Source organism: Peribacillus sp. FSL E2-0159 (assembly GCF_038643155.1).
Taxonomy (GTDB): domain Bacteria; phylum Bacillota; class Bacilli; order Bacillales; family DSM-1321; genus Peribacillus; species Peribacillus simplex.
Genome location: NZ_CP152053.1, coordinates 2,823,871 through 2,850,377, shown reverse-complemented (window position 1 = coordinate 2,850,377; position 26,507 = coordinate 2,823,871). Strand labels below are relative to the sequence as shown.

21 protein-coding genes and 2 riboswitches are annotated in these 26,507 nt (G+C 38.5%); of the genes, 2 read left to right on the top strand and 19 right to left on the bottom strand.

Translation table 11 applies throughout. The features are described 5' to 3' along the window. Window positions 1–31 precede the first annotated feature (31 nt). Window positions 32–862, top strand: coding sequence for a MerR family transcriptional regulator (locus NYE63_RS13955; protein WP_342605607.1), 831 nt, complete (start codon window positions 32–34; stop codon window positions 860–862). Between the two features lie 513 nt (window positions 863–1,375). On the opposite strand, the gene NYE63_RS13950 is transcribed toward NYE63_RS13955, so the two are convergent. From NYE63_RS13950 to NYE63_RS13865, 18 genes are all read right to left on the bottom strand, one after another. Continuing rightward, entirely contained in the window at window positions 1,376–2,767 is a 1,392-nt protein-coding gene (locus tag NYE63_RS13950) for a cytosine permease (protein ID WP_342605606.1), read from the bottom strand. A 130-nt stretch (window positions 2,768–2,897) separates the two neighbouring features. After that, window positions 2,898–3,884, bottom strand: coding sequence for an agmatinase (speB, locus tag NYE63_RS13945; RefSeq protein WP_252270075.1), 987 nt, complete (start codon window positions 3,882–3,884; stop codon window positions 2,898–2,900). A 99-nt stretch (window positions 3,885–3,983) separates the two neighbouring features. Continuing rightward, a complete protein-coding gene (locus tag NYE63_RS13940) occupies window positions 3,984–5,348 on the bottom strand; it encodes a sigma 54-interacting transcriptional regulator (RefSeq protein ID WP_342605605.1) in 1,365 nt (454 codons plus the stop codon). A 692-nt stretch (window positions 5,349–6,040) separates the two neighbouring features. After that, window positions 6,041–6,541, bottom strand: coding sequence for an MBL fold metallo-hydrolase (locus NYE63_RS13935; protein WP_342605604.1), 501 nt, complete (start codon window positions 6,539–6,541; stop codon window positions 6,041–6,043). A 197-nt stretch (window positions 6,542–6,738) separates the two neighbouring features. After that, window positions 6,739–7,614, bottom strand: a complete 876-nt coding sequence (gene sdaAA, locus NYE63_RS13930; RefSeq protein ID WP_342605603.1) for an L-serine ammonia-lyase, iron-sulfur-dependent, subunit alpha — start codon at window positions 7,612–7,614, stop codon at window positions 6,739–6,741. 40 nt (window positions 7,615–7,654) lie between these two features. Next, window positions 7,655–8,317 carry an L-serine ammonia-lyase, iron-sulfur-dependent subunit beta gene (gene sdaAB / locus NYE63_RS13925; RefSeq protein ID WP_342605602.1) on the bottom strand — a complete coding sequence of 221 codons (663 nt, stop codon included), beginning with the start codon at window positions 8,315–8,317 and terminating at the stop codon, window positions 7,655–7,657. Window positions 8,318–8,623: 306 nt separating this feature from the next. Next, entirely contained in the window at window positions 8,624–9,493 is an 870-nt protein-coding gene (gene purU / locus NYE63_RS13920; RefSeq protein WP_342605601.1) for a formyltetrahydrofolate deformylase, read from the bottom strand. 337 nt (window positions 9,494–9,830) lie between these two features. Beyond that, on the bottom strand, window positions 9,831–11,228 hold the full coding sequence (gene lpdA / locus NYE63_RS13915) for a dihydrolipoyl dehydrogenase (protein ID WP_342605600.1): 1,398 nt from the start codon (window positions 11,226–11,228) through the stop codon (window positions 9,831–9,833). Between the two features lie 113 nt (window positions 11,229–11,341). Beyond that, window positions 11,342–11,647 carry an iron-sulfur cluster biosynthesis family protein gene (locus tag NYE63_RS13910; protein ID WP_342605599.1) on the bottom strand — a complete coding sequence of 102 codons (306 nt, stop codon included), beginning with the start codon at window positions 11,645–11,647 and terminating at the stop codon, window positions 11,342–11,344. 38 nt (window positions 11,648–11,685) lie between these two features. After that, window positions 11,686–12,564: a lipoyl synthase gene (gene lipA, locus NYE63_RS13905; RefSeq protein ID WP_342605598.1), complete on the bottom strand. Its 879-nt coding sequence runs from the start codon at window positions 12,562–12,564 to the stop codon at window positions 11,686–11,688. 251 nt (window positions 12,565–12,815) lie between these two features. Further along, a complete protein-coding gene (gcvPB, locus tag NYE63_RS13900) occupies window positions 12,816–14,300 on the bottom strand; it encodes an aminomethyl-transferring glycine dehydrogenase subunit GcvPB (RefSeq protein WP_342605597.1) in 1,485 nt (494 codons plus the stop codon). Beyond that, window positions 14,293–15,645: an aminomethyl-transferring glycine dehydrogenase subunit GcvPA gene (gene gcvPA / locus NYE63_RS13895; RefSeq protein ID WP_342605596.1), complete on the bottom strand. Its 1,353-nt coding sequence runs from the start codon at window positions 15,643–15,645 to the stop codon at window positions 14,293–14,295. Before gcvPA ends, gcvPB begins: the two co-directional genes overlap by 8 nt. 1 nt (window position 15,646) lies before the next feature. Continuing rightward, the gene (gcvH, locus tag NYE63_RS13890; protein ID WP_342605595.1) at window positions 15,647–16,042 is read right to left on the bottom strand and encodes a glycine cleavage system protein GcvH; all 396 of its coding nucleotides are present in this window, start codon (window positions 16,040–16,042) and stop codon (window positions 15,647–15,649) included. Window positions 16,043–16,199: 157 nt separating this feature from the next. Beyond that, window positions 16,200–17,309, bottom strand: a complete 1,110-nt coding sequence (gene gcvT, locus NYE63_RS13885; protein ID WP_342605594.1) for a glycine cleavage system aminomethyltransferase GcvT — start codon at window positions 17,307–17,309, stop codon at window positions 16,200–16,202. 134 nt (window positions 17,310–17,443) lie between these two features. Continuing rightward, entirely contained in the window at window positions 17,444–18,694 is a 1,251-nt protein-coding gene (gene glyA / locus NYE63_RS13880; RefSeq protein WP_342605593.1) for a serine hydroxymethyltransferase, read from the bottom strand. Window positions 18,695–18,863: 169 nt separating this feature from the next. Beyond that, a riboswitch (glycine riboswitch) is annotated at window positions 18,864–18,968 on the bottom strand. Between the two features lie 329 nt (window positions 18,969–19,297). Then, window positions 19,298–20,677, bottom strand: a complete 1,380-nt coding sequence (locus tag NYE63_RS13875) for an amino acid permease (protein WP_342605592.1) — start codon at window positions 20,675–20,677, stop codon at window positions 19,298–19,300. 361 nt (window positions 20,678–21,038) lie between these two features. Continuing rightward, window positions 21,039–21,138: riboswitch (glycine riboswitch) on the bottom strand. 274 nt (window positions 21,139–21,412) lie between these two features. Then, a complete protein-coding gene (locus NYE63_RS13870; RefSeq protein ID WP_252270045.1) occupies window positions 21,413–21,655 on the bottom strand; it encodes a hypothetical protein in 243 nt (80 codons plus the stop codon). Between the two features lie 580 nt (window positions 21,656–22,235). Continuing rightward, window positions 22,236–23,402, bottom strand: a complete 1,167-nt coding sequence (locus NYE63_RS13865; protein ID WP_342605591.1) for an amidohydrolase — start codon at window positions 23,400–23,402, stop codon at window positions 22,236–22,238. Between the two features lie 438 nt (window positions 23,403–23,840). Here NYE63_RS13865 and NYE63_RS13860 point away from each other — a divergent pair, with 438 nt between their 5' ends. Then, entirely contained in the window at window positions 23,841–24,230 is a 390-nt protein-coding gene (locus NYE63_RS13860) for a hypothetical protein (RefSeq protein ID WP_342605590.1), read from the top strand. Between the two features lie 191 nt (window positions 24,231–24,421). Here NYE63_RS13860 and NYE63_RS13855 read toward each other — a convergent pair whose 3' ends face one another. Next, on the bottom strand, window positions 24,422–26,410 hold the full coding sequence (locus tag NYE63_RS13855; RefSeq protein ID WP_342605589.1) for an acetoacetate--CoA ligase: 1,989 nt from the start codon (window positions 26,408–26,410) through the stop codon (window positions 24,422–24,424). Between the last annotated feature and the right edge of the window lie 97 nt (window positions 26,411–26,507).

Genomic DNA, 26,507 nt, shown 5'->3' with positions numbered 1-26,507 from the left:
CTGTATTATATTATTTAAGGAGGTGGTTAAATTGAAAGAAAAACTAACCATCAGTGAGATGGCAAAGTTAAGAGGGATGACTGCGGAGACCTTGCGCCACTATGATCGGATTGACTTATTCAAGCCGCAATATATCGATCCAAACTCGGGGTATCGCTACTATTCTATTTTCCAGTACGAGGTTTTAGGAACCATTAAAGAGTTACGGCAACTTGGAATGAGTACGGACGAAATAAAGGATTATTTCAATGAACGCAATTTTAGTAAGTCTTTGGACATTCTTAAAGCAAAGCACGCGGATCTTGTTTCAAAACTAAACGAATTAACTGATTTGGAGGAAAATATCCGGGAAAAAATTGTATATTTGGATCACGTAGCAAGAGAAAAGGAACTTCAAACGGTTATGTTTCGTGAAATAGGACGCAGAAAGTTAATTACATTGAATGAAAAAATCAATAATAATTTGGAACTTTGTTATGGTGTTATCAGGCTAGAAAATATGCTTGCTGAGAAGACACCGATTCTGGCCAGTAACAGACTAGGCATTCTCATCCAGGAAGCAGATCTTAGAGCTAAACGTTTTGAAGAACCATCAGTCATTTTTGTTGTGGCAAAAAGTAAAGAAAAAATACCAAAACAGTACCAACGGATCGTTCCGGCTGGGTTATTTGCGTGTACCCGTTATAACGGAGAATTACTATGGAACCGAAGTGAAAGCTTGAGTAAAATATTGGATTATCTTGATGAAGGTGGTTATCAAATTACCGGCGATGCGCTGCAAATTATGCATGTTGATATTACGATCACAGATAAACCAAACGAGATTACCTTTGAAATTCAAGTTCCCGTTCAAAAGGTCTGACCTATTTTCGCAGGACAAATGTTTATGTGTATGGTTTAGACGAAAGATATAGGAGAAGTTTTGATATGGAATTGAACTAGCTAATGGCTAGTTCTTTTTTCAGAAAGGATGCCAACAAAAAAACCACTAAATGGGAATCTTCATTCATAAACACCTGAACCCCCATATTAGCGTAAATAAAAAGAATCCATTTTGAAAAAAGATTAATCAAAATGGATTCTCTATGGTTGTTATCAGATTTTGCCCATGTAAGACGTCTATTCGATAAAATTCTGTCCGATAGTTTCGTTTATCTTCTTTTGCATGGGCTACTATCTTGTCTTCGGGTTTAGCTGATTCAATAAACTGGATTGTTGTCGAGAGTCCTAATGATGCTTCCTTATGCATTATATGCTACCGAAAAAGCATGTTAAGGGACCATACAAATAGAGAACCAGCATTAGATTTTATTAAAATTCTAATATTCATACACTTTCCCGAGTGGTGAAAATTTCATTCATACACTATCCTGTATTACCTAAAGAGATTTGTAGTTTTACTCTCACTGAGTGAAACTTTTGGTGAATGATATAATTTTCTTTTCATCATAACATAGTAGAGAAAAGATGGAACAATCAGCCCTACAATCCATGCAAGATCAGCACCTCCTAAAGATTGAGCAATCGGGCCGACATAGATAGATGTATTGATAAAAGGTAATTCAACAATAATGGATATTAAAAATGAAAAGGTGGTAATCCAATTTACCTTTCCATACTGCCCGTTTAAATCAAACATGTCCTTAATATTGTACTCTCCCCTTCGAAGTACATAATAATCAACGAGATTTATGGCCGTCCAGGGGATTAAAAAGTAACTGATCAATAAAATAAAGTTGGTGAAATACTCCAAGAAATTCCCTTTGCCGATTATTGTTAATAAAGTTCCAATTATAGTGATACCTAAGACAAAAAACATTCTTACTTTTGGAGATACTTTTAAGTTTGTAAAAGGCTCAATGGTTGATACTGTTGACATGAAAGAACCGTACAAATTGAACACGTTGATAGAGAGTTGGCCTAAAAAAATGGCCAGAAGCATAATAAACACAAATCGATTACCAAGCAATTGAGACAAATAAGTCCCGGAGTTTTCAAGGTAACCAGGAATGGAAACAGCTAAAAGGACCCCTAATAACATCATCCACACGGTTCCTATGACTGATCCTGTGTACGTATACCAGAATGTTTTAGCTGGAGGGGTGTCAATCGGTAAATACCTCGAGTAGTCTGCAACATACGGAGCAAATGAGAGCTGCCAGGTAGCTACAATACTAACGCATAACATGAAAGTTGAAAACTCAAATCCAGCCGGAGACCAGCTTTCTGCTGGTATTGGCAAATTGAAGACGACTATTGTCGCAGCTAAGAATATGATAAAAAAGAACCATGATAAATATTTCTGCATTTTATGAATTAAGTCATGGCCTATCATCGTAACGATGAAAGTGATGCCATTCATAATAATAATACTCCATGTCAAATCAATTGATAATGAGTTGCTCAAGACTTGAGCACCTAGCAAACCGCTGCTCGCAAAGAATCCTAAGTACATAAATATAACAAGTATTAAGGGAATCACAGCACCAATAACACCAAATTGCGCCCGGCTTTGTATCATTTGTGGAATACCAAGTTTCGGTCCTTGCGCGGAGTGCGAAGCCATAAAAATGGCTCCGAGTAAATTTCCTGTAATAATTGCCATTACACTCCAGAAAAGATTTAATCCAAAACTAATGCATAAGGCTCCTGTAACTAGAGTGGTCAAATGCATTTGGGCACCAAACCAAACTGGGAATAGCCCTCTTGCTTTCCCATGACGTTCATTTTCGGGAATATACTCAATGCTCCTTGTCTCTACTTTCATAGACACCCCTCCGGTTCTTTTTTGTAAGTTCCCTGTGATACGTCCGTCGAATCGATTGAAAAGATTTACATAGAAAGTCGTTTTCTATGTAAATCTAAGAGCCAAATAAACCAATGATATATTTTTTAAGTCATAAGGAAATTTTTTCTGTTTTAGTACCACTCACTATTTCTCTTTCTTTTAAAATAAAACTCATTAAGTCTAAAGTAAGCCGTGCTGCTACTTGTCCAGTCATACCCGCATGGTCATATGGAGGTGCTACTTCGACCATATCAAACCCAATGACCTGCCCCCTTTTCGCAATCCCTTCGAGTAATTCATTTACTTCATCATAAATGAGACCGCCTGGAGAAGGTGTTCCCGTTGCAGGAGCTATTGAAGGATCCAAACCATCAATATCAATGGTAATGAAATAGCGTTCCCCGGCTGGAATTTGTTCTATAACGCTTTCTATTCCCATTTTTCTCATTTGACGCGGTGATAATATAACACTTCCATATTCTCTTGCAGCATCGACATCTTCCTTTTTACTGCTACTGATTCCTCGAATACCAAACTGAAAAATCTTATCCACATGATCCATTTCAGACAATCGACGTATGCAGCTTCCATGACCATACCGTTGCCCTGAACGATGATCTGCCCAATCCAAATGAGCATCTATTTGAATAACATGGAAAGGTCCCGCTTCAGCTAATCCCTTTCCTACTGGAATCGTAATAGAGTGATCGCCACCTAAAATAACCGGCATCGCCCCCTTTGAAACGATTTTTTTTATTGCTTCTTCTGTATTCTCCATACACTGCAGCAAATCTCCATGTACCATATCCACATCGCCACAATCAACAACTTTCCAATCGGGACCTAAATACATAATATCTTTTTCGATATCATAGGCACCGTCTAATCCGAAGCTATATAATGTAGATCCTTCACGTATTCCACGCGGCCCCATTCTCGCTCCTGATTTCCATTGTGTACCCATATCATTAGGAACACCAATGACAGCTACATCTGCATCAAGTTGATCGAGGTCAGTACAAATCGGGTATTTTCCAAACGTACAGATTCCTGTAAAGGGAAGATTAAGGAAATCTTTTTCTTTTCGATTAGACATGTTAATTGCCTCCTTCAAAATGTTATTACACTCAAATAAAAGCAATTTCCATGCCATTTTGAAAAGTCAGTATTTATGAGAGGATATAGTCAAAAGTGACTAGCGCTCTTCTATATACTTTTGTATCTTTCTATTTGCTGTCGACTGACTAATATTCAATTTTTCTGCAAGTTTAATACTACTTGGGTATTTTTGATACATGCGCATAATAAACTCCTTTTCGATGGATTCCATATACTTTTGTAAAGTGGTTTCTTTCATTCTCTTTTCTGAAAATTGTTCAAAATCTTCACCATCAATCTCGAAGTCAATCTCATCTTCGCCTGAGGTGATAACTGCTTTTTCAATGAAATTACGCAACTCTCTAATATTACCCTTCCATTCTTGTTGACCGATCCAGGCAAGCATGGCTGGTGTAAACCGTTTATTCATGTCATATTTCTTATTCATTTCTTTCGTTATATCGAAAATCAAGGATATGATTTCTTCCCTTCTCTCCCTAAGAGGAGGGATTATAATTTTAACAATATTTATACGATAATAAAGATCTTCCCTGAACTGCTTTGCATTTACAAGTTCTTCTAAATTTTGATTCGTGGCACAAATTATTCTGCAGGAAAGCTGAACAGATTTCTTCCCGCCTATTCTCATCAATGATTTGTTTTGTAAAACAGACAATAATTTCACTTGAAGGTTCATTGGGAGCTCTCCAATTTCATCTAAGATTAACGTCCCTTCCCCCGCAGCTTCAAAATACCCTTGTTTTCCACCCTTTTTTGCACCTGTAAAAGCTCCTTCTTCGTATCCGAATAATTCAGACTCAATCAATGATTCCGGTATGGCGCCACAGTTTACTTCAATAAAAGGGTGAATGCTTCTTTTGGACATTTCATGAATCATTCGTGCGATTCGGTTTTTACCGACCCCCGACTCGCCAACTAACAAAACAGTTACATCCAAATCTGTTACTTTTGAAATGACATCAAGCACTTTTTCCATTTTTTCATTATTAGGAAAAAATGTGTTAATAGCCTGTTTTTTTAATTTTTCAATTTCTTTTTTGTATAACTGCACAGCTTTTGCAACCTGTTCGTTTTCATTTTTTAAGTATTCAAATTCTGTTATGTCCCTTGAGAAACTAAGTGCTCCAATCAAAATTCCTTTGTCATCATAGATAGGATAGCCAGAGATGATAGTTTTCCTATTATGTATAGTCTCTTGAATAAGGGTTTCTTTTCTTGCGCTTCTCAATACATTCGCAATGACGGAGGGAGAAAACACGCCATCTTTTTCGAGGTCAAAGATATTTTGATTCATTTTTGGTTCAAATGGAATTCCAAACATTTTTTCGGTGGTTTGGCTGGTGTATAAAATATTACCCACTGCGTCAGCAATAAAGATTTCATCAAAAGAATGTTCTAGAATATGTTTTAAAAATATAGAAACGTCTTCTCTTAAATCCATGGTTTACCTCCTAGTCATTACTGATTATCCATTATTCAAAATTGACTGATTATTGTATCTATTCCTATACTAGCACAAAAATTAAATAAGCTAACAGGATTCACCAGATAATTCCCTCCATTTCAAAGCAATAGAGTTGGTTTTTTTATTAATGGAGAACCTTTTATTAAAAAGCTTTCCTTTCTTACAGCGATGTGGAGCTTTTATTCTTTGACTGGGATTCGGCTTGTCTGCATCGTGATGGAGTTGTTAAGATCCAGCTCTTCTAGTAGTGTGTGGGACTTCGGAGATGGGGCCGATGTAGCTTTGATACAAAGTTTAATACAATTATTACAAGAAACCTTGATAAATGAACAAATATTAATATGATTAAGTACGAGTGAAAACCTTTGTTTTCCTTCGATTATCTAACCGAATTAACTAATTTTTAGTTTGAGAAATTTAAACATCTGTCATTAATAAGCGATGAGAGCCAAAGCAAAAACTCCATTTTGATTAAAGATTGATCAAAATGGAGTTTTTGCTTTAAATTAGGTATGTGATTTTTATAATAAAGTCTGACCATTTTGCTGAAACTTATTTGACTAAAGCCCCCGTTTGTTCAATTAGAAGGGCCTCGTCTCCAATTTTATAAAATGCCCACCGTTAATTAAATCAGAATTCTTATAAACCTTGAGGACTAAACTATTAAGCTAATTATTTATTTCGAACCCCTTCACAAATTTTCCAATCGTTTCAAGCTCTTCTTCATTTAGCTCCCTGTTTAGCTTTAGTTGATAAGATTTCTTTATATCTTTAAAGCGTCCCTTATATTGATCTGTCAAGGTGGCTACAGTCCTTAATAGTATTGCTTCTTTCTGATATTCATCATTCGATATTGGCTTCCAATGGGAGAGTACATAGATTTCAGCATCAAATTGATCGATTGTGTCTAATAATTGAATCGTACTTTGAGTCGTATAATTCCTTTTGTTTGAATAGATATTTGCATAAATAGAGTCGCCAAGAAATAGAATTTTTTCTTCTTTGATATAGACAATGATAGAATCTGGGGAATGATCGCCACCTACATGCTGCAAAAGACAAGATACTCCTCCTAGATCAAGCTCCATTCTCTGTTCAAAGGCTAAATGTGGTAATGAAATGATAATATTTCTTTCACTTCCAAATTCTTTTTTGATTGCATTGGACATAATAAAAAAAGAGCAAACTTATTGATGAGTTTACCCTTTTAGCGATATATTAAGCATATACAGGAATTGTTTCTTCCATAATACTTAGAATCTCTTTATTAAGTCCTTTTTGTCTGTAATTTTTAAAATATGCCTGTTCTAGCTTATAGTATGGATCAACAATTGTTTGGAACCATGAATTTATATAATCCTTTAGTTTATTTAAATGAACTGAAAATTTCTTTTGCCAATCTACGCCCAGTAGGAGTCGCAGCCAGACCGCCCTCTGCCGTTTCACGAAGTGCAACTGGCATGGTCAATCCTATTTTATACATGGCATCGATCACTTCGTCACATGGAATGCGGCTCGTAATGCCTGCAAGTGCCATATCAGCTGCCGTTATTGCGTTGGATGCTCCCATTGCGTTACGTTTCACGCAAGGAACTTCAACCAAACCTGCCACTGGATCACAAACTAGCCCAAGCATATTTTTCAATGTGATTGCCATCGCTTCTGCGGCTTGGCTTGGTGTGCCTCCGGCCAGTTCTACAATCGCAGCTGCCGCCATTCCACTTGCCGAGCCCACTTCTGCTTGGCAGCCTCCAGCCGCTCCAGAAATGGAAGCGTTGTTTGCAACAACGAATCCGAAGGCAGCGGAAGTGAAAAGAAATTCAATCATCTCTGCTCGGGTCGGGTTTAATTTTTCTTTCACAGCAAATAATGTACCAGGAACAACGCCCGCAGAACCTGCAGTCGGCGTAGCACAAATCATTCCCATTGCAGCATTCACTTCGTTCGTCGCAACAGCTTTACTGACGGCATCCAATAATAAATCGCCTGCGAGTGCCTTGCCCGACTTGATATAATTTTGCAAAAGAACAGCATCTCCGCCCGTTAGGCCTGTAACGGATTGCACACCTTTCAGACCTCTTTCCACCGCTTGTTCCATCACTGTCAAATTCCTGTCCATCTTTTCAATGATCTGTTCTCTCAACAGGCTTGAGAACTCCATTTCTTGTAAAATCATGATTTCCGCGATTTTTACATGTTTACTTTCAGCAAGTTCAACCAACTCTGCTACATTTCGGAACATGTTTTTACCTCCATATCTATGCCAACACTTTTAATGATTATCATTCAACCATCCTTATGACTTGCGACACGTTTTCCAATCCTTCAATTTCCTTCATGACATCGCCCTTGATTTTCTGATCGACTTCAATCACCATAAGGGCCATTTGACCTTTTTCTTTTCGTGAAACTTCCATATGTCCAACGTTAATCTCATGATTAGCCAATACTGTCGAAACGGAAGATATGATTCCAAACACATCGTTATGAACGACTAAAATGGCTGGGTTTTCACCTGACAATTTAAGCTTGAACGTATTCAACTCCGTTATTTCTATCGTTCCGCCGCCAATCGAGATCCCAACTAGTTCCAATTCTTTATCTTCGTCGAACAGTCTGATCTTGACTGTATTAGGATGATCCATCACAGTATCCTCGATTGTAAAGGAAACTTCCATTCCGGCTTCTTCCGCTATCGTTAAAGAGGCAGGGATTCGTTCATCATCCGTATCGAAATCCAATATCCCGCCTACGACAGCAACATCCGTACCGTGTCCCCTGTATGTTTTTGCAAAAGAACCATATAAAGAAATAATGGCTTTCTTCGGTTGCTTTCCGAATAATGTCCTTGCTACTCTGCCAATTCTGGCAGCTCCTGCTGTATGTGAGCTTGAAGGTCCAATCATGACGGGACCGATTATATCGAATGCAGATCTATATTTCATTGTTTAATGCCCCTTTTCTGGCAAAAAAATTTGTTTAGCCGCTCTCACGAAAGAAAAACTTTTTATGAAATTGATTAAAATTATAAAATAGATGGATATGTGGGTATTAATATAGGAATAGGTATAACTAGTACTAGTGTCCCGTTTGAGGTATGACAAAATACTCACAAGGTCGAGTATTTTGTCTGTTCAAATAGAATTAGTAGTAAAATCTTTGAAAATATTGAAAAAAATATAATAAGTTACTCAATTATCTTTTTAATTTTTGTTTATCCCTACTATCTTTGATGCATCTTAATATTGTACTCAATCAAACACAATTGTTTTATTACCATGAATAATAACTTTATCTTCAATATGCCAGGAAACAGCTTGGGCAAGAACTTGTCTTTCCACATGACTTCCGGCAACCTTTAATTCTTCTATTGTATGTCTATGATTAACCCGCTTTACATCTTGCTGAATAATGGGTCCTTCATCAAGATCATTCGTAACATAATGAGCAGTTGCTCCAATTAGCTTAACACCACGATTATAGGCTCTCGCATAAGGATTTGCTCCGACAAACGCCGGTAAGAAAGAATGATGAATGTTAATAATTTGATTTGGAAACTCCGATATAAATGTAGGAGAAAGAATTTGCATATATCTAGCTAAGGCAATAAAGTCTACTTTCCCTTTCAGTAGTTCTAGCGCTTTCTGTTCTGCTTGTTGTTTCGTTTCATGAGTTAAAGGAATATGATAATAAGGGATGTCATAACTTTCTACTATTTTTTTAAAATCAGGATGATTACTGATCACCATCGGGATTTCTACTGGAAGTTCATTTGATTTCCAACGCCATATAAGCTCCATAAGACAGTGATCCATTTTGGATACAAAGATGGCCATTCGTTTCCTTTTCATATTACCACTTAAGCTCCATTCCATCGCATAAGCCTGAGCCAGCACATGTAAGTCCTCCTCAAGTTTTGCATAGGAAGCATCAACGTCGTTTAAATCAAATTCGATCCTCATAAAAAACATACCTGCTTGTGGATCCGTCGTATGTTGATCAAAATGAACAACATTTGCTTTGCTTTCTAATAAAAGGTTAGATACAGCCGAGATAATACCTGGCTTCTCTGGACAAGATATTAATAATTTAGCACGGTTAACATTCACTTCTTTATACAATGGTCTCTCACCATCCTTTAGAGTTGTACGTAAAAGTTGTAAAAAGCTTTCGAATTCAGAATGATGGCTAAACACAACTGCCTTTGGTGTCCGAAAAATACTGTTACTACAATTCTAGCCTTCATGAACTACAGTGAGGGCGGGCGATAGACCCTTAAAAATTACTGACAGACGTTTTTCCTTTCACACCTTCATATCTCCATATCTTCAGTTTTCATAATGCTTAAAGTAGAGGAAATATACTACCTGATACTTAATGCCTTGCTTCTCCCACCTATCAAAAGGTTCACCCTTCCCACCATGAAGGAAGAGGTGTTCGCCTCTATTCTTTTACTATTTAAGCGTGTATTTCCTTACCATATACAGCTAGGGCAGCTTCCCCAATTGCTTCCGCTAATGTAGGGTGAGGGTGTATCGTATGAGCAATATCCATAGCTGTTGCATTTAATACTCGTGCAAGACCCGCTTCTGAAATCATATCGGTTACATGTGGCCCAACCATATGCGCTCCTAACAACTTACTAGACTCTTCTTCAACAACAAGTTTGACAAAACCGTCTGATTCACCAAAAACAAGTGCCTTTCCAATCGCACGGAAGGAGAATTTCCCTGTTTTTACTTGATATCCTTTCTCCTTCGCCTCCTCTTCTGTTAGTCCAACACTAGCTATCTCCGGGCTACTATATATGCATTTTGAAACAAGCGATGGATCAAGTGGCACAGGGTTTTTTCCTGCCATATGTTCAATGGCGATGATTCCTTCATGTGAAGCAACATGGGCAAGCTGCAATCCTCCAATCACATCTCCAATTGCATAAATGTTTGGCTCATCCGTTTGATAATACTCATTTGTTTGTATAACATGTTCGACTTCAACTTTCGTATTTTCAAGGTGAATGCCTTCTATGTTTGGTAATCTTCCGACAGATACTAATAATTTTTCTGCTGAAAATGTCGTGTCTTTCCCTTTATATTCCGCCTTTATAGAGACACCCTCACCTTTTTCTAACGATTCTGGAAGCAACTTTGCCCCTGTTACGATTTTCACACCTTTTTTCTTCATTAGTCGCTGTACTTCCTTTGAAATATCTTTATCTTCCGTCGGTAAAATGCGATCGGCATACTCAATCACAGTCACTTCTAATCCAAAGTCAATAAGCATCGAAGCCCATTCTATTCCAATAACACCGCCGCCGACAATAATGATGGAATTGGGGAGCTCTTTCATTTGTAGCGCTTCATCCGATGTCATCACATATTCGCCATCTGCTTCTAGGCCGGGTAATGTCCTTGGACGAGATCCTGTAGCTATTAAAATATTTCGAGAGTTTAATATTGTTTCCCGTTCATCATTATTAAATCTCACTAAAACATCTCTTGACTGTAAAATACTCCCTTTCCCTTCAAACACATCTATTTTCCCTTTTTTCATTAAATGTTGTACACCTTTAAATAAGCGTTCAGTAATTTCTTCTTTCCTGGCCTGTACTTTTGAGAAGTCCAGTCCAACTTCCGGTGCAATAACACCAAATTTATCTGCATTTTTTGCATTCGAATATATCTCTGCACTTCTTAATAATGCTTTACTTGGAATACAACCTGCATGAAGGCATGTACCACCAAGTTTACCTTGTTCAACTACCGCCGTTTTTAATCCTAATTGAGACGCACGAATGGCCGCAACATATCCACCGGTGCCCCCACCGATGATAACAACGTCATATTTTTGATTCACCTAATACTACCCCCTTTTGTTTTCATAACCATAGAGATATATGGATAGTCTAAGATAACAACTAACTTATTTAACACGATTTATTCTATTAATAAGTAAACGCTCATGATACTTTAATTTATTTCAATGGCACATGCACTGGATGCAAAGCTTTCTCCAACAATAAAGCCACTATCTTCTTTATAATCAATTTGTGTTTCTTCATCTAAATAGCGTTTTGTAAAATGATCTAATCTAAGCTGAACTCCCTCAGATTCAATAATTACATCGTTTCTGCGGGGCTCGTCCAATAAGAGGGAGAACTTCACCGACACCCCGCAGCCTCCCGCAATATCAGCATCAATGCGAGGAATTTGCGCATCCTTACGTGTCATTTCCTTCAGTTTATTCATGGCTGCCTCTGTTATTTTGACTATCATCTGCTTCTCCCCTTTCTTAATGGTTTATTGAATAATGATTACGCATTAGCCTTAGTTGCACGGACTTGTTCATCTGCATGGTAGGAGGACCGAACAAGCGGACCGGCTTCGCAATGACTAAACCCTTTTGAGATGGCAATGTTTTTCAGTTCTTCAAACTCTTCTGGACTCCAATATTTTACGACCTTCAAATGTCGTTTAGTAGGCTGCAAATATTGACCAATAGTCATGATGTCTACATCGTTAGCACGAAGATCTTCCATCGTTTCCATAATTTCTTCTTGTGTTTCTCCTAGACCAATCATAATGCTTGATTTCGTCGGGATAGTGGAATTCATTTGCTTTGCCCGCCTTAAAAACTCTAGTGAACGTTCGTATGTTGCACGTGCACGAACTTTTTGGGATAAGCGTTTTACTGTTTCAATGTTGTGATTCAAAATGTCTGGCCTTGCATCCATTAATGTTTTTAAGTTGTCATATTCCCCATTCAGATCGGAGGGGAGAACTTCAATGCTGCAAAATGGATTTTGCCGCCTCACTGTCTTTACAGTTTCCGCAAATACCTCTGCTCCGCCGTCTTTTAAATCATCACGAGCAACAGCGGTAATCACAACATGCTTTAAACCCATTTGCTCTACTGATTCTGCGACACGTTCAGGCTCTTCCCAATCAAGCTCTGATGGTAGCCCTGTTTGAACTGCACAAAATCTGCAAGCTCGTGTACATATACTTCCTAAAATCATGAAAGTTGCCGTTTTTCGGACCGCCCAGCATTCATGAATGTTAGGACATCTTGCTTCTTCACAAACTGTATGAAGCTTTTTTTCACGCATCATTTTCTTTAAGTCCGTATATTGTTCATTCGTATTTAATTTAATTTTAAGCCATTCTGGTTTACGAAGATTACTGATGGACATTTTATTTCTCACTCCTATGAGCATATGTAATTTTTTGCTTAAAGAGGTTATTCAATTACCTATAAAAAGACCGATTGAGTTTCTCCGTTCCTCTGACATTTTGGTTCTCAAGACTACTTCTCCTTGCACATCTTGGCTCTTTTTGTCATCCTTTTTACACGTGCTTATATGAAACCACCATGAATGAAATAATGAGATTTGAGATTCTTCTCTTTATTTTCATCCTTGGTGGTTCATGTTCAATCATTCATTTATGACTTTACCGTTTCTTCCTCTACTACTTCCTCTTTTGAATAACGCAAGATTGGTTGTCTAGCTGCTTGGACCTCATCCAATCGCCCAATGACCGTAGTATGTGGTGCGTCTAAGACAACACCTGGGTTTTCTTCTACTTCTTTGGCAATTGTAATCATTACATCCGCAAAAGCATCGAGTGTTTCTTTCGACTCTGTTTCTGTCGGTTCAATCATCAAACATTCCTCAACATTTAACGGGAAATAGATGGTCGGCGGGTGGTAGCCGAAATCTAGCAGACGCTTTGCCATATCAAGTGTTCTTACACCCAGCTTTTTCTGCCTAGATCCGGATAGAACAAATTCATGCTTGCAAATTTGTAAATAAGGCGCTTCAAAATATGGCTCTAATCTTTTACGAAGGTAATTAGCATGAAGCACGGCACTTTCAGATACTTGGCGCAGCCCTTCAGGCCCCATCGTGCGAATATAAGTATACGCACGCAAGAGAATTCCGAAGTTTCCATAATACCCTTTTACCCTTCCGATAGAGTGCGGATATTTAGCATTCAGCACATATTTATCACCTTCTTTTTCTATATGCGGCACTGGCAAGTAAGGAGTAAGTTTCTCTTTCACACCGACAGGGCCTGCCCCTGGACCACCACCTCCATGAGGCGTCGTAAATGTTTTGTGAAGATTTAAGTGCACGATGTCAAAGCCCATTTGACCTGGTGTAGTTTTACCTAAAATGGCATTAGCATTCGCTCCGTCATAATATAATAGGCCCCCTGCTTCATGAACAACCTGAGCGATTTCCACAATTTCTTTTTCAAAAAGTCCAAGGGTATTGGGATTTGTCAACATAAGTGCAGCTGTATCCGGTCCCACATGTTTCTTTAATGCTTCTAGGTCAACTAATCCATTTTTATCGGATGGGATTGTGATCGTTTGAAAACCAGCAACGCTTGCACTTGCAGGATTTGTACCATGCGCGGAGTCTGGAACAAGTACTTTTGTTCTGGTTTCGCCTTTTTCAGCATGATACGCCTTAACCATCATTAAACCTGTCCATTCCCCTTGAGCCCCAGCAGATGGCTGTAAAGTTACAGCATCCATTCCTGTAATGACAGCTAGCTCTTCTTGTAATTCATATAAAACTTCTAATGCACCCTGTACTGTTTCAACGGGCTGATAGGGATGAATGCGGCTAAAGCCTTCCAACCGTGCCACATCTTCATTTATTTTCGGATTGTACTTCATCGTACAAGAACCCAGTGGATAGAATCCATTATCGATTCCATGGTTTTTATTAGAGAGCGCTGTGTAATGGCGAACAAGCTGCAACTCTGATACTTCTGGCAGCTCAGCAGGTTCGTCACGGATTAAGTGCTTTGGAAATTTTTCATTTATATCAACATAGTCAACGTCACTATCCGGAATACTTGAACCTACCCGTCCTGGACGACTTATTTCAAAAATCAACTCATTATATTCAACCATTTACAATCGCCTCCAAAGCCTCAACAAATTGGTCAATTTCTTCTTTTGTTCGCTGCTCAGTCACAGCTAGCAGCATTTTGTTTTCAAAACCGTAATCACTTTCTAAATCAAATCCACCGATAATACCCGCCTTAAGAAGTTTTGCATTGACTTCCTTTACCGAACGAGGAAGTCCGACAACAAACTCATTGAAGAATGGTGCCTCATTGATTATGGTATAGCCCTTCTGTTCTAGAGTTTTCGCCATGTAATCAGCTTTCTCAATGTTTAGCTGTGCCATTTGACGAATCCCTTGCTTTCCAAGTGATGTCATACAAATAGAAGAGGCAAGAGCATTTAATGCCTGGTTGGAACAAATATTCGATGAGGCTTTATCACGGCGAATATGCTGTTCACGTGCTTGAAGCGTTAACACAAATCCACGCTGTCCTTTTTCATCTGCTGTTTGGCCTACAATTCGTCCTGGGATTTTGCGCATGAGTTTTTTATTTACCGCAAAATAGCCGCAGTGTGGCCCGCCAAAGGACATCGGGATTCCTAATGGCTGCATATCACCGATCACGATATCTGCCCCAAGTTTCCCAGGAGCCTGTAAGAGTGCTAGTGAAAGAGGATTGGCGCTTACGATTAAAAGGGCACCTTTTTCTTCCGCAATTTTCTTAATTGCTTTTATATCCTCAATGGAACCGAAGAAATTTGGATATTGAACAATTACCGCAGCAGTGTCTTTATCAATTTGTTCTTGAAGCTTCCCTAAATCTGTAATCTCACCGGCAAGGTTTACTTCTTCAGCTGTGTATCCCGGACCTGCTGCTACTGTATGTAAAATAGCACGGGATTCAGGATGTACCGCTTTGGATACAAGAACTTTCGAACGTCTTGTAGATGTAACAGCAAGCGATGCAGCTTCCGCAAGCGATGTAAAACCATCGTACATGGAAGAATTAGCCACATCCATTCCGGTCAACTCACAAACCATCGTTTGAAATTCAAAAATTGCTTGTAATTCACCTTGACTGATTTCCGGTTGGTAAGGTGTATAGGCCGTGTAAAATTCAGAGCGTGAAATCATATGGTTTACCACACTTGGAATGTAGTGATCATATGTACCCGCACCTAGGAAAGTCGGGTAATGATTCGCATTTTTGTTTTTTGTAGCAAGCTGGTTCATTCTTTTCAAAAGAAGCGGTTCAGGAACCGCCTTCGGGATATTTAGCTCACCCTGCAGCCTAATTTCAGCTGGAATATCTTCAAATAACTCATCTATTGAAGAAATATTTAAAAATGAAAGCATTTCGTCTTGATCTTGTTTCGTATCAGGAAGGTATCTATATGTGGCTGTCATATTATTCCTCTCCTTCATTAGTAAATACTTGATACTCATCTTCGTTTAGAAGTGAGTCTAACTCTTCTGGATTGGACATTTCTACTTCGACTAACCACCCTGCTTCAAATGGATGCTCGTTAATCGTCTCTGGGGCACCTTCTAACTCTTCGTTTACAGTAACCACCGTACCTGAAACAGGTGAGTAAAGTTCGGAAACTGCTTTAACTGACTCGATCGTTCCCATCGATTCATTGACCGTTACTTCATCATCAATCTCTGGATTTTCAACAAAGACGATATCACCTAACGCTTTTTGTGCATAATCAGAGATTCCAATACGTACACGATTTCCTTCTAATTGTTGGACCCATTCATGTTCTTTGCTATATCGAAAACTTGATATTACTTTCGTCATTGTATTTTCCCCTTTTCTTTTCATTTTTTAACTATTGTAATAATTCTGAATATATTTTGGGTAATTTAACTCTTAGGTAATCGATTTTAGGCTGCATTACCGGTAACGGAAATTAACTCAAGAAAACTACTCGAAAACACTATTAAAATATTTACGCTTATCTTTTGTAGAATGGTACATTAACAATAACGGCTTCTATCTGTTTATTTCGGATTTCCACTTTTATCGGCGTACCCACTTCAGATAGATCGGCTGATAACAAGGCAAGACCTAAGCTTTTTTTCAAAGATGGTGATTGTGTTCCTGATGTAACAATACCTATTTCCTCTCCATCTTTAGAAATTACCTTGTAACCATGTCGCGGAATCCCACGGCCTGTTACTTCAATTCCTACTAATTTTCGTTTTAATCCAGCTTTTTTTTGTTCTGTAAGAGCAGATTTTCCGATAAAGTCACTTTCTTTATTCGTCTTCACGACAAAGCCGATTCCTGCTTCAAGCGGGCTGATGTCTTTACTCAGTTCTTGACCATAGAGTGCAAGACGTGCTTCAAGACGAAGCGTGTCCCGTGCACCTAGTCCGCATGGTTTTAATCCACTCGTTGCTCCTGCTTCTAAGATTTTTTCCCAAAGTACTACCGCTTTGTCTGCAGATAAATAAAGTTCAAATCCATTTTCTCCTGTGTACCCTGTACGGGATACAAGTACGTCGGTAATCCCAGAGATGTTGACATGCTGGGCGAATTTAAAAGAACCAATTTCTGATAAATCTATTTCCGTTAACTTTTGCAAAATGCTTTCTGCCTTTGGTCCTTGGATGGCAAGCTGAGCGATGTCTTCCGAAATGTTTTGCAGCTCCATCTCTCCTTTTACTTGCTGCTTCATCCATTCGTAATCTTTCTCAATGTTTGCAGCATTAATGACAAGTAAATATTTTTCATTCCCTAATTTATAAACTAACAAATCATCGACCGTCCCACCGTCTGGATAACACATTGCGGTATACTGTGCTTGATTGATGCCAAGCTTTGTCACATCGTTTGTAACAAGGTAGTTAATATAACTCTCGGCATCTTTACCTTCCACAAGTACTTCTCCCATATGGGAAACATCAAAAAGTCCTGCTTCAGTTCGAACAGCTTCATGCTCTTCTAAAATGCTGGTAAATTGAACCGGTAGAGCCCAGCCACCAAAATTTATGACTTTTGCTCCGTATTTTTCATATACTTCAAAAAGCGGTGTTTGCTTTAATGCTGTTTCAATACCCATGGTTTACCCCCAATTATGATTTTCTGCAAAATAGTTCAACTGTTACAGGTTTCTTTATTGCTAGTAGTATCTCGCTGCCATGGCAGTTGCTCAGGTTTCAGCAAAGGTATAATTCCATTAAACTGCCCCTTTCTTTACACAGTAGTTGGCTGTTGAAATAACGGATAAACATCACAAATCTCTTTGGTTGTTTCTCTTGCTTTCTGAAGGACGTCTTTATTACCTTTACTCTTTAGAACAGTTGCAATCACTTCACCAATTTTCACCATCTCTTCCCTCTTCATTCCTCGAGTTGTTAAAGCTGCTGTCCCCATTCGGATACCGCTCGTAACAAATGGCTTTTCTGGATCATAGGGAATCGTATTTTTATTCACGGTAATGCCTGCGTCTTCCAATAATTTCTCCGCTTCTTTTCCTGTTAAATTCCACGGACGCAAATCCAATAGGACAATATGATTATCTGTTCCACCAGAAACAAGTGCTGCACCTTCATTTTTTAATGTTTCGCCAAGTGTTGCAGCATTTTCAATGACTTGTTTTGCATAATCCTTAAAGCTTGGTTGTAAAGCTTCGTTGAATGCAACTGCTTTTGCTGCAATGATATGCATAAGTGGACCGCCTTGAATTCCTGGGAATACGGATTTATTAATCGCTTTGATAATTACTTCATCGTTCGTTAAAATGATGCCTCCCCGAGGTCCTCTTAATGTTTTATGAGTTGTACTTGTCACAACATCCGCATATGGGATTGGGGATGGGTGATGACCAGTAGCTACCAGCCCGGCTATATGAGCCATATCCACCATAAGTTTTGCACCAACTTGATCGGCAATTTCTCTAAATCGTGCAAAATTAATCGTTCTTGGATAGGCACTTGTTCCTGCAATAATCAATTTAGGTTGTTCTTTCTTTGCGATAGCTTCCAACTCATCATAATCAATTAACTGAGTATCTTCTCTAACTCCATAAGACACAACTTCAAACCATTTTCCTGAAACGCTGACTGGACTTCCATGAGTTAAGTGGCCACCATGTGAAAGGTTCATTCCCATCACCTTATCACCAGGCTGAAGGAGTGCGAAAAAAACTGCGAAATTGGCTTGTGCACCTGAGTGAGGCTGAACATTTGCATATTTGGCACCAAAAAGCTTTGTTAGACGCTCAATGGCCATTTGTTCTGCCACATCGACAAATTCACATCCACCATAATAGCGCTTTCCTGGATAACCTTCTGCATATTTATTTGTCATCACGCTTCCCATTGCCTCTAATACATCTGGGCTAACAAAATTTTCTGATGCAATTAATTCCAGGGTTTGATGTTGACGTTGTCCTTCCTTCTCAATCGCTTCAAAAATGGTTGAATCATTTTGTTTTAAACTCATTTTATTTTCCTCCTAGTTATTTTTTTATTATTCTGAATTTTAATACGGTTCGAGACACTAAAATCTCTTTCCCGCTACATCTACTTTTCTATGAAGACTGTTAAAAACAGTATGATTTACTACCTTTTTTGCACGCAAAAAAGGACAGAAAAGGGTAACGTAGCGTTCTCTACCCTTCTCTGTCCTTTTACCTGAGAGTTTAGCTCCATTTTAAAATAGAACCTTTCCCCTTTGGTGGCGTACTTGTTTATACGCGCTCTCCAGAGGTGCGTCCAGTTGTGGTTCCATCTACCTGAGAGATTTGTTCCAAGGGTCTTTTTGGAACTTGCTCCTTCGGTGGCTTGTCGCTTTGCACTCTCCCACAACTGTCATCCGCTTATTCAATTTGGTACATTTAGAATAGTTGTTGAAATTAATAATGTCAAGCATTTTTGAAAGCGCTAACAATACTTTTCTAAAATATTTATTTCGAATTATCATAGAATCAACCAGATATATTTGGCTTTTTAAAATGGGCAGATTTTTTACTCACCGAGTTGGAAAAAATGGAGCGGCAACTATCTGGACAAACACAGCAAATAGAATCAAAGGATTTCTTGCCTCTTAATTCCCCGCTACCTCTCTCTGATTCGCCTGATCCACCTTCGTTATGCGCATCTTATAAATCGCAATCAGCATAATGAACCAAACAGGAGTAACGAATAAGGCAACACGAGTGTCGTCCGCAAGTGCAAGAACAACAAGGACGAACGCTAGGAAAGCAAGGATCAAGTAATTGGAAATTGGATAAAGTGGTAATTTAAATTTGTTCTTTTTCACTAGATCTGGTCTTGTTTTACGGTATTTCAAATGACTGATGACTGTAATTCCCCAAATAAAGATGAAACATACTGTAGAAATACTTGTAATCAAGGTAAATACCCCTTCAGGCATTACATAATTCAAAACAACAGAAATTAAAATAACAACAGTTGAAAAGAACAATGCATTGGAAGGTACTTTACGGTCATTAAGTTTTGCAAACGGTACAGGTGCATTTTTATCTTTGGCAAGTGAGTATACCATCCGGCTTGTACTGAAGATTGCGCTGTTACATGCCGAAGCAGCCGATGTTAGGACGACAAAATTAACGATACCAGCAGCTCCAGCGATACCTACAGCCACAAATACTTGAACGAATGGGCTTTCCGTTGGGATGATTGCGTTCCACGGATAAACACTCATGATGACAATAAGTGCGCCAATGTAGAAAATTATAATCCGAATAGGAATATTATTGATCGCCTTGGGGATAACTTTTTCTGGATCTTCTGTTTCACCTGCTGTAAGTCCTACAAGTTCAATGCCCACAAACGCAAACACTACCATCTGGAATGAGAGGACAAAACCATTTATTCCATTTGGGAACATACCTTCGTGACTCCATAGATTCGTGAAACTTGCTGCGCCTGAATCAGTGGAAAAGCCTTTAATTATCATGAAAATACCGATAACAATTAATGCTAGAATAGCTATGACCTTAATTAATGCGAACCAGAATTCCATTTCGCCAAAAAGTTTTACGGTTGCAAGATTCATAAATAGCAGAATGACTAGTGCAATTAATCCAGGCATCCACTGCGGTACGGAGGGAAACCAATACTGAGTATAAAGTCCAACTGCTGTTAAGTCGGCCATTGCGATTGAAATCCAGCAGAACCAGTATGTCCAGCCGGTTACAAATGCTGCCATATTACCTAAATAGTCTCTTACAAAGTCAACAAAGGAATGATAGTTCAAATTAGATAAGAGTAGTTCTCCAAGTGCGCGCATGATTAAAAAACAAATGATGCCTGTAATCATGTAAGCAAATAGAATTGATGGCCCAGCTAAATGAATAGATTTTCCTGCTCCAAGAAATAATCCCGTTCCGATTGCACCACCAATAGCTATGAGTTGTACATGCCTGTTTTTTAACCCTCTATCCAACTTTTGTTCCTGCATACGATTCCCCACTTTCTACTTTTATAGGCTACTTGGAATTTTTTCTTTAAAAAGGGTCAGTCCTTCAATGAGAGTGAATTATTAGCATACTGGAGACTGCCCTATCACTGTAAACGCTTTCTTGGTGGGTACTTGATATAGTTTTTTGAAATAGATCTACCAACCTTTTTGAAAATATATCATTAGTTGTACAAATCAAAAGATAGACTCATTTATCTACATATCTCCATGCACTCTCCTCTCTTTTTATCTTTCCAAGTACAAAAAAAGACAGAGGAAAGATAGGGATTTTCCTAACTTCCTCTGTCCTTTTACCTGAGAGTTTAGCTCCTTCGGTGGCCTATGGCTCTCTTCAGAGACGCGTCCAATTGTAGTCCTTTTACCTGAGAGATTATTCCCTTGCTTTTTAGGGTTTGCTCCTTCGGTGCTAAACAATGTTTAGTCTCTCCCACAATCTTCATCCGCTGATATAGAGTTGTACTACTAGTTGTATATTATCGGGTTTTAATGGATATTTCAATTATTATCTGAAAAAGCTATATTTTCTGATAATTGAACAAGGACAAGTTTGAATTTTATGAACATGTTTAATTTGAAGTTATTAGCTACGAACAAACATAGCAGCTTTTCTATGTCGCAATGAATCCCAAACAAGCTTATGTATAGGCGAAACATTTTTACATTTTTCCGGGTGACAACACGGCTAAATTTTAAAGATGGGAAAGGAAATAAAGTCTATAGTTTTAACATAATTAATGTATGGAAAAAGAGAAAATTCGAGACTCGCGAAAATCCTTGCAGCAGTAAAGATTGTCTAGGAGCTTCCTCCCTAAGTTCAGCAGCATCAGAAGCCTTCTCTTCTTTATCAACTTCCTCTTCAGCCCCACCACCTGCTATATTAGCAATGATGACTATTGCTAGAACCCATACCCACCACTTCTTTGGCTTCTTTAGCTTGATTTTCTTTTCCTTAACCATTTAACCTTATACCCCCTTTACAGTTTTTCAGACGGACTGTTGTAAACAAAAATAGAATAACATAATTTGGATCAATACGGTTTATATTTATCATCACGCATTCATTTTCACTATGCTTAACGTGCTAAAGAAACCATCTCCCATGCCAGGACTCTAATTTGGTTAGCCTCTTCTTTTAAAACATATTCATACAGTATGATCAATTCTATACCTTACCTTGATAAAATGACATATTTTAAGGGCGTGTTTAGGATGCTCCAAACACGCCCTTATAAAAATTCAATTGATTCATTTTTTTATAAAATGGGTTGATTTATTTGCATTCCCTATTTACAGATAGGTGAAAATTCGCAGTTATTGTTGCCTTTTCCATAGTAATAGGGTGGTTGATTTTTTCTTTATAGAATCAATCAGCCCCTACCTCGCACCGTGCATGAAAGTTTCCCTTCACACGGAGATCCGTCTATCAGGTACTACCATTAGCCTTTCTCCGTAATCGTTTTACTTTTTGCGTATAGAAACATCTAATTCATCCTGTGGTAATCTAAAACCACACCTTACAAATGATTCTATTCTTCCCTTAATCTAACTCATAATAACCACAAACAACATATCCTACTGCTTTTGCTGCCACGAGAAGGGCATCTTCATCGATATCAAATTTAGGATTATGATTAAAATAAGGTTTTTCTACTCCTTTAGGTGTACAAGCAATGTAAAAGAAGCAGGAAGGGATTTTTTCAGAATAGTAAGCAAAGTCTTCAGATGGCGGCATTGCTGGAAATTCCATTACTTCTTTAATATCTTTATCCTTTGCATTCTTAAGAAACTCAGCAACCTTTCCTGTTAGATCGGGATCATTATATAAAGGTGGATAGTCATTCGTATATGTAAGATCACATGTTACTCCAAACTCTTCTTCTAGTCCTTTTACAAGGCGTTTAACTTCCTTTTCAATTTTTTCTTTTGTTTCAACACTCATATAACGGATATCGCCTTCAAGCTCTACGCTGTCTTTAATTATATTAAATGTTCCTTTTCCATCAAAAGATCCAATAGTAATCACACCAATATCAAAAGGACTTAATCGACGGCTAATAATCGTTTGAGCAGCTGTAACAAAATGAGCACCAGCTACAATGGCATCATTCGCTAGGTGTGGTGAGGAACCATGTCCACTTCTGCCTTGAATTTTTAATTTTAGATAAGCCCTGCCGTTAAAAGAGTATCCAGCGTGATAACCAACAACTCCTGCTGAATCCATTGGCAACAGATGGATGCCAAATATATTATCTAAATCGTCAATCACGCCGGATTCTACAATACTCTTTGCCCCGCCTGGCGGAACTTCTTCCGCAAGCTGATGAATAATTTTGATTGTACCTGGAATTTCATCTTTTAATTGAATGAGGCAATCCGCCAAGACTAACAAGTAGGCTGTATGTCCATCATGACCACACGCATGCATAACGCCTTCATTTTTTGATTTAAAGAGTACATCCGTTTCTTCAACAATTGGAAGCGCATCAAAATCAGCTCGAAGACCGATGTTTTTTCCAGGCTTTCCACCTTTAATGGTCACAATAATTCCGTATCCATTACCTAAATTAGATTGAATTTCTACGTCCTTTTCTTTATAAAAATCGATAATATATTGAGCTGTCTTTTCTTCTTTAAAAGAAAGCTCAGGATTTTCATGAAGGTATCTACGAATTTCAATCATTTCATCCGTACGGGATTCTAGCATTTACATTAATTCACTTCTCATAATCTCTTCATCCCTTCATTATTTTTCGAAAACGCCGTTAAATGTGGCATTTTACATTTCCAACAGCTAATTATTCTGCAATAGGGTTCCGGTTGCTACTAGCAGGTGATTTTTTAGGAGCATTAGATGTTTTAGCTGTATCTTTTGCACCAAAAAGATAATAGATGATATTGTAAGAACAGCGAATATAACGTTTACGAAAATCCCTATAGAAGTCGCTGTTTCAAGCTTTCAATTTGCTGCTATTCCGCCGTAAACAGCAGCTGAAGAAATCGCGACGCCGAATGCACTGCCAAGTGAGCTTGCCACCTGTATATGGCTTATTTTGAAATACAGCAAAATCAATCAGAACGATATCTTTGCTATTCACAACGATTAAAACAATAATGCCTATGATTGTGGCAGCGAGTAGGACGATTGAAACCGGACTTGTTCATCCTAATCTGCTCCGTAATTAATAAATACATTCAAGGCAATCATTATAATGGTAAAAATGAACAAGCCAGTGTAATCGAATTTATAGGCACCATTTCCTTTCTGGTTTATCTTTCAGCAGAAACATACCAATTATTGCAAAGAATGAAAATCCACCTCCGCCACATGGAAGTTGCGATTACACCTTCGCAAAAGATATTACGTCTTTTCCCGTTTATCTTTCTCCTGCTTCTTCATAGCCCTCTAACTGCTTCCTATAAATTAATTATAAAAATACTATTCAAAAATAATGAGTCATTATTGGGTATATTGCCTACAGGGACACTGTTGGCTAGTTCTTATCGTCATCCAGGTGTTCACCGAAATTCATAATCATGAACTATTACTCCTTCAGCTCTGGATTTATGCTAATGAGCTTTCCTTTTTCGTTCATCGTGTAAAAATATTTTCATATTGACTTCGAAAATAAAAACACATATCCAGAAATGGAGAAGTGCTTGTTGGGGAAATTGCACCAGGCCCATTAAACTAAAAAAGGCGGAGCTTTTTGCTCCGCCTGAATTCTAGAATATTTTTTTCTCATTCAACTCAAGAGCTAATTCTTTAAAAAACAATAGCGATTCTGGATTTCCCATGGAGTCTGCATTCACTACTTTATCAAACTCGAAACCTAATAACACTTTACGTATCGGGACTTCCATTTTCTTTCCGTTCAACGTTTTAGGAATTTGTTCAACGACATGGATTTGGTCAGGGATAAAGCGAGGGGACACATGCCCTCTGATTTGTTCCTTAATTTTTGCCGTCAATGCTGTATCCAGTATTTTACCGGGCTTAAGAACAACGAACAGCAGCAGTGAGGAACCGCGGCCAAGCACTTCCCTATCAATGACAAGGCTTTCCATCACCTCGTCAATCGCTTCGACGACTCGGTAGATATCGCTGGTTCCCATCCTTACACCAGAACGGTTGATGGTCGAGTCGGAACGTCCATAAATGATACAGCTGCCCTTGTCGTCGATTTTTATCCAATCACCATGTTTCCATATGCCAGGATACGTATCGAAATAACTCTCGTAGTATCTTGTCCCGTCTTGATCATTCCAGAAGTATAGCGGCATGGACGGCATCGGTTTGGTAATGACCAATTCACCGACTTCATTAATCAATGTTTGACCATGCTCATCAAAGGCTTCAGCACAAACACCCAAAGCCCTTCCTTGTATCTCTCCGATTCTCACGGGCAATGTTGGAACACCACCTACAAATCCGGCACATACATCGGTTCCGCCACTGGATGAACTGAGCCAGATATCCTTCTTGACATTATCATACACCCATTTATAACCGTCGCCAGACAATGGAGCTCCAGTGGAAAAAAGAGCCTTCAATTTCGATAAATCATATTTTCCCATGGGCTTGTTTCCTAACTTGATGGAATTCGTAAGAAATGGTGCACTTGTTCCAAAGAAAGTCATGCCAGCATCCTCAGCCAATTCCCAAAGGGCATCCATATTGGGAAAAGAAGGACTGCCGTCATAAAGGACGATGGTCCCTTCATTAAGCAAACCACCCATAAGGAGATTCCACATCATCCAGCCTGTCGTCGTAAACCAGAATACAGTATCCTCGGAGGTCATGCCTTGATGGATTCTTGTTGATTTAAAATGCTCCAATAATATACCGCCATGTCCTTGTACAATTGGTTTTGGCATCCCGGTTGTACCTGATGAATAGAGAATCCAAAGCGGATGATCGAACGGAACACTTTCAAAAGATAATTCTGCCTTTTCTTTTAAAAGGTCATCCCAAGGAATCGTATCTGCCAGATTTTCTTCCAAATTCTTTTTTTCTATGTAAGGAATCAACACGGTATGCTTGACAGTGACCAATTCCTGTTTAAGTTGTGAGACGACTGGTGTTTTATCATATACATTTCCATTGTACTGATACCCATCAACCGCCAGTAATACAACCGGTTCAATCTGTTTGAAACGATCTATGACACTTCTTGCCCCAAAGTCAGGTGAACAACTGGACCAGATGGCACCTATGCTTACTGTTGCCAAGAAAGCTATCACCGCTTCAGGTATATTTGGCATATAAGCAACAACACGATCACCGGATTTCACACCAAGTTCCCTTAATGAATGGGCGACAGAAGCTACTTTTTCTTTCAGCTCTTTCCAGCTAACCTCTTGCTGCCTGATATGTTCGGAACGAAAAAAAATCGCCGTTTTCTCTTCTTGATCATTCAATAATGCATTTTCAGCATAATTTAGCCTTGCCCCCTCGAACCATTTCGCACCTGGCATTGATTGCTCAGCTAAAACCCTGTCATATTTCCTGCCGGCTTTTACATCACAATAATCCCAAATGGAAGCCCAAAATTCCTCCAGTTCATCTACCGACCATTTCCATAATTCATGATAATCATGAAATGTTAAACCTTTCTTTTCTTTTAACCATTTCACATATTGAGTCAATACCGTTTGCTCGATTTGTTCCTTTGTCGGTTCCCAAATGATTTGTCCATCTGTAAGCGATTTCATTCAATCATCTCCCTTAGGTATCAAATGCGTTATTGAATCATTTCATAAAAATTGGTAGTTTACTTAAATTGTAATCTATGAGTGTAAAACCGTCAAT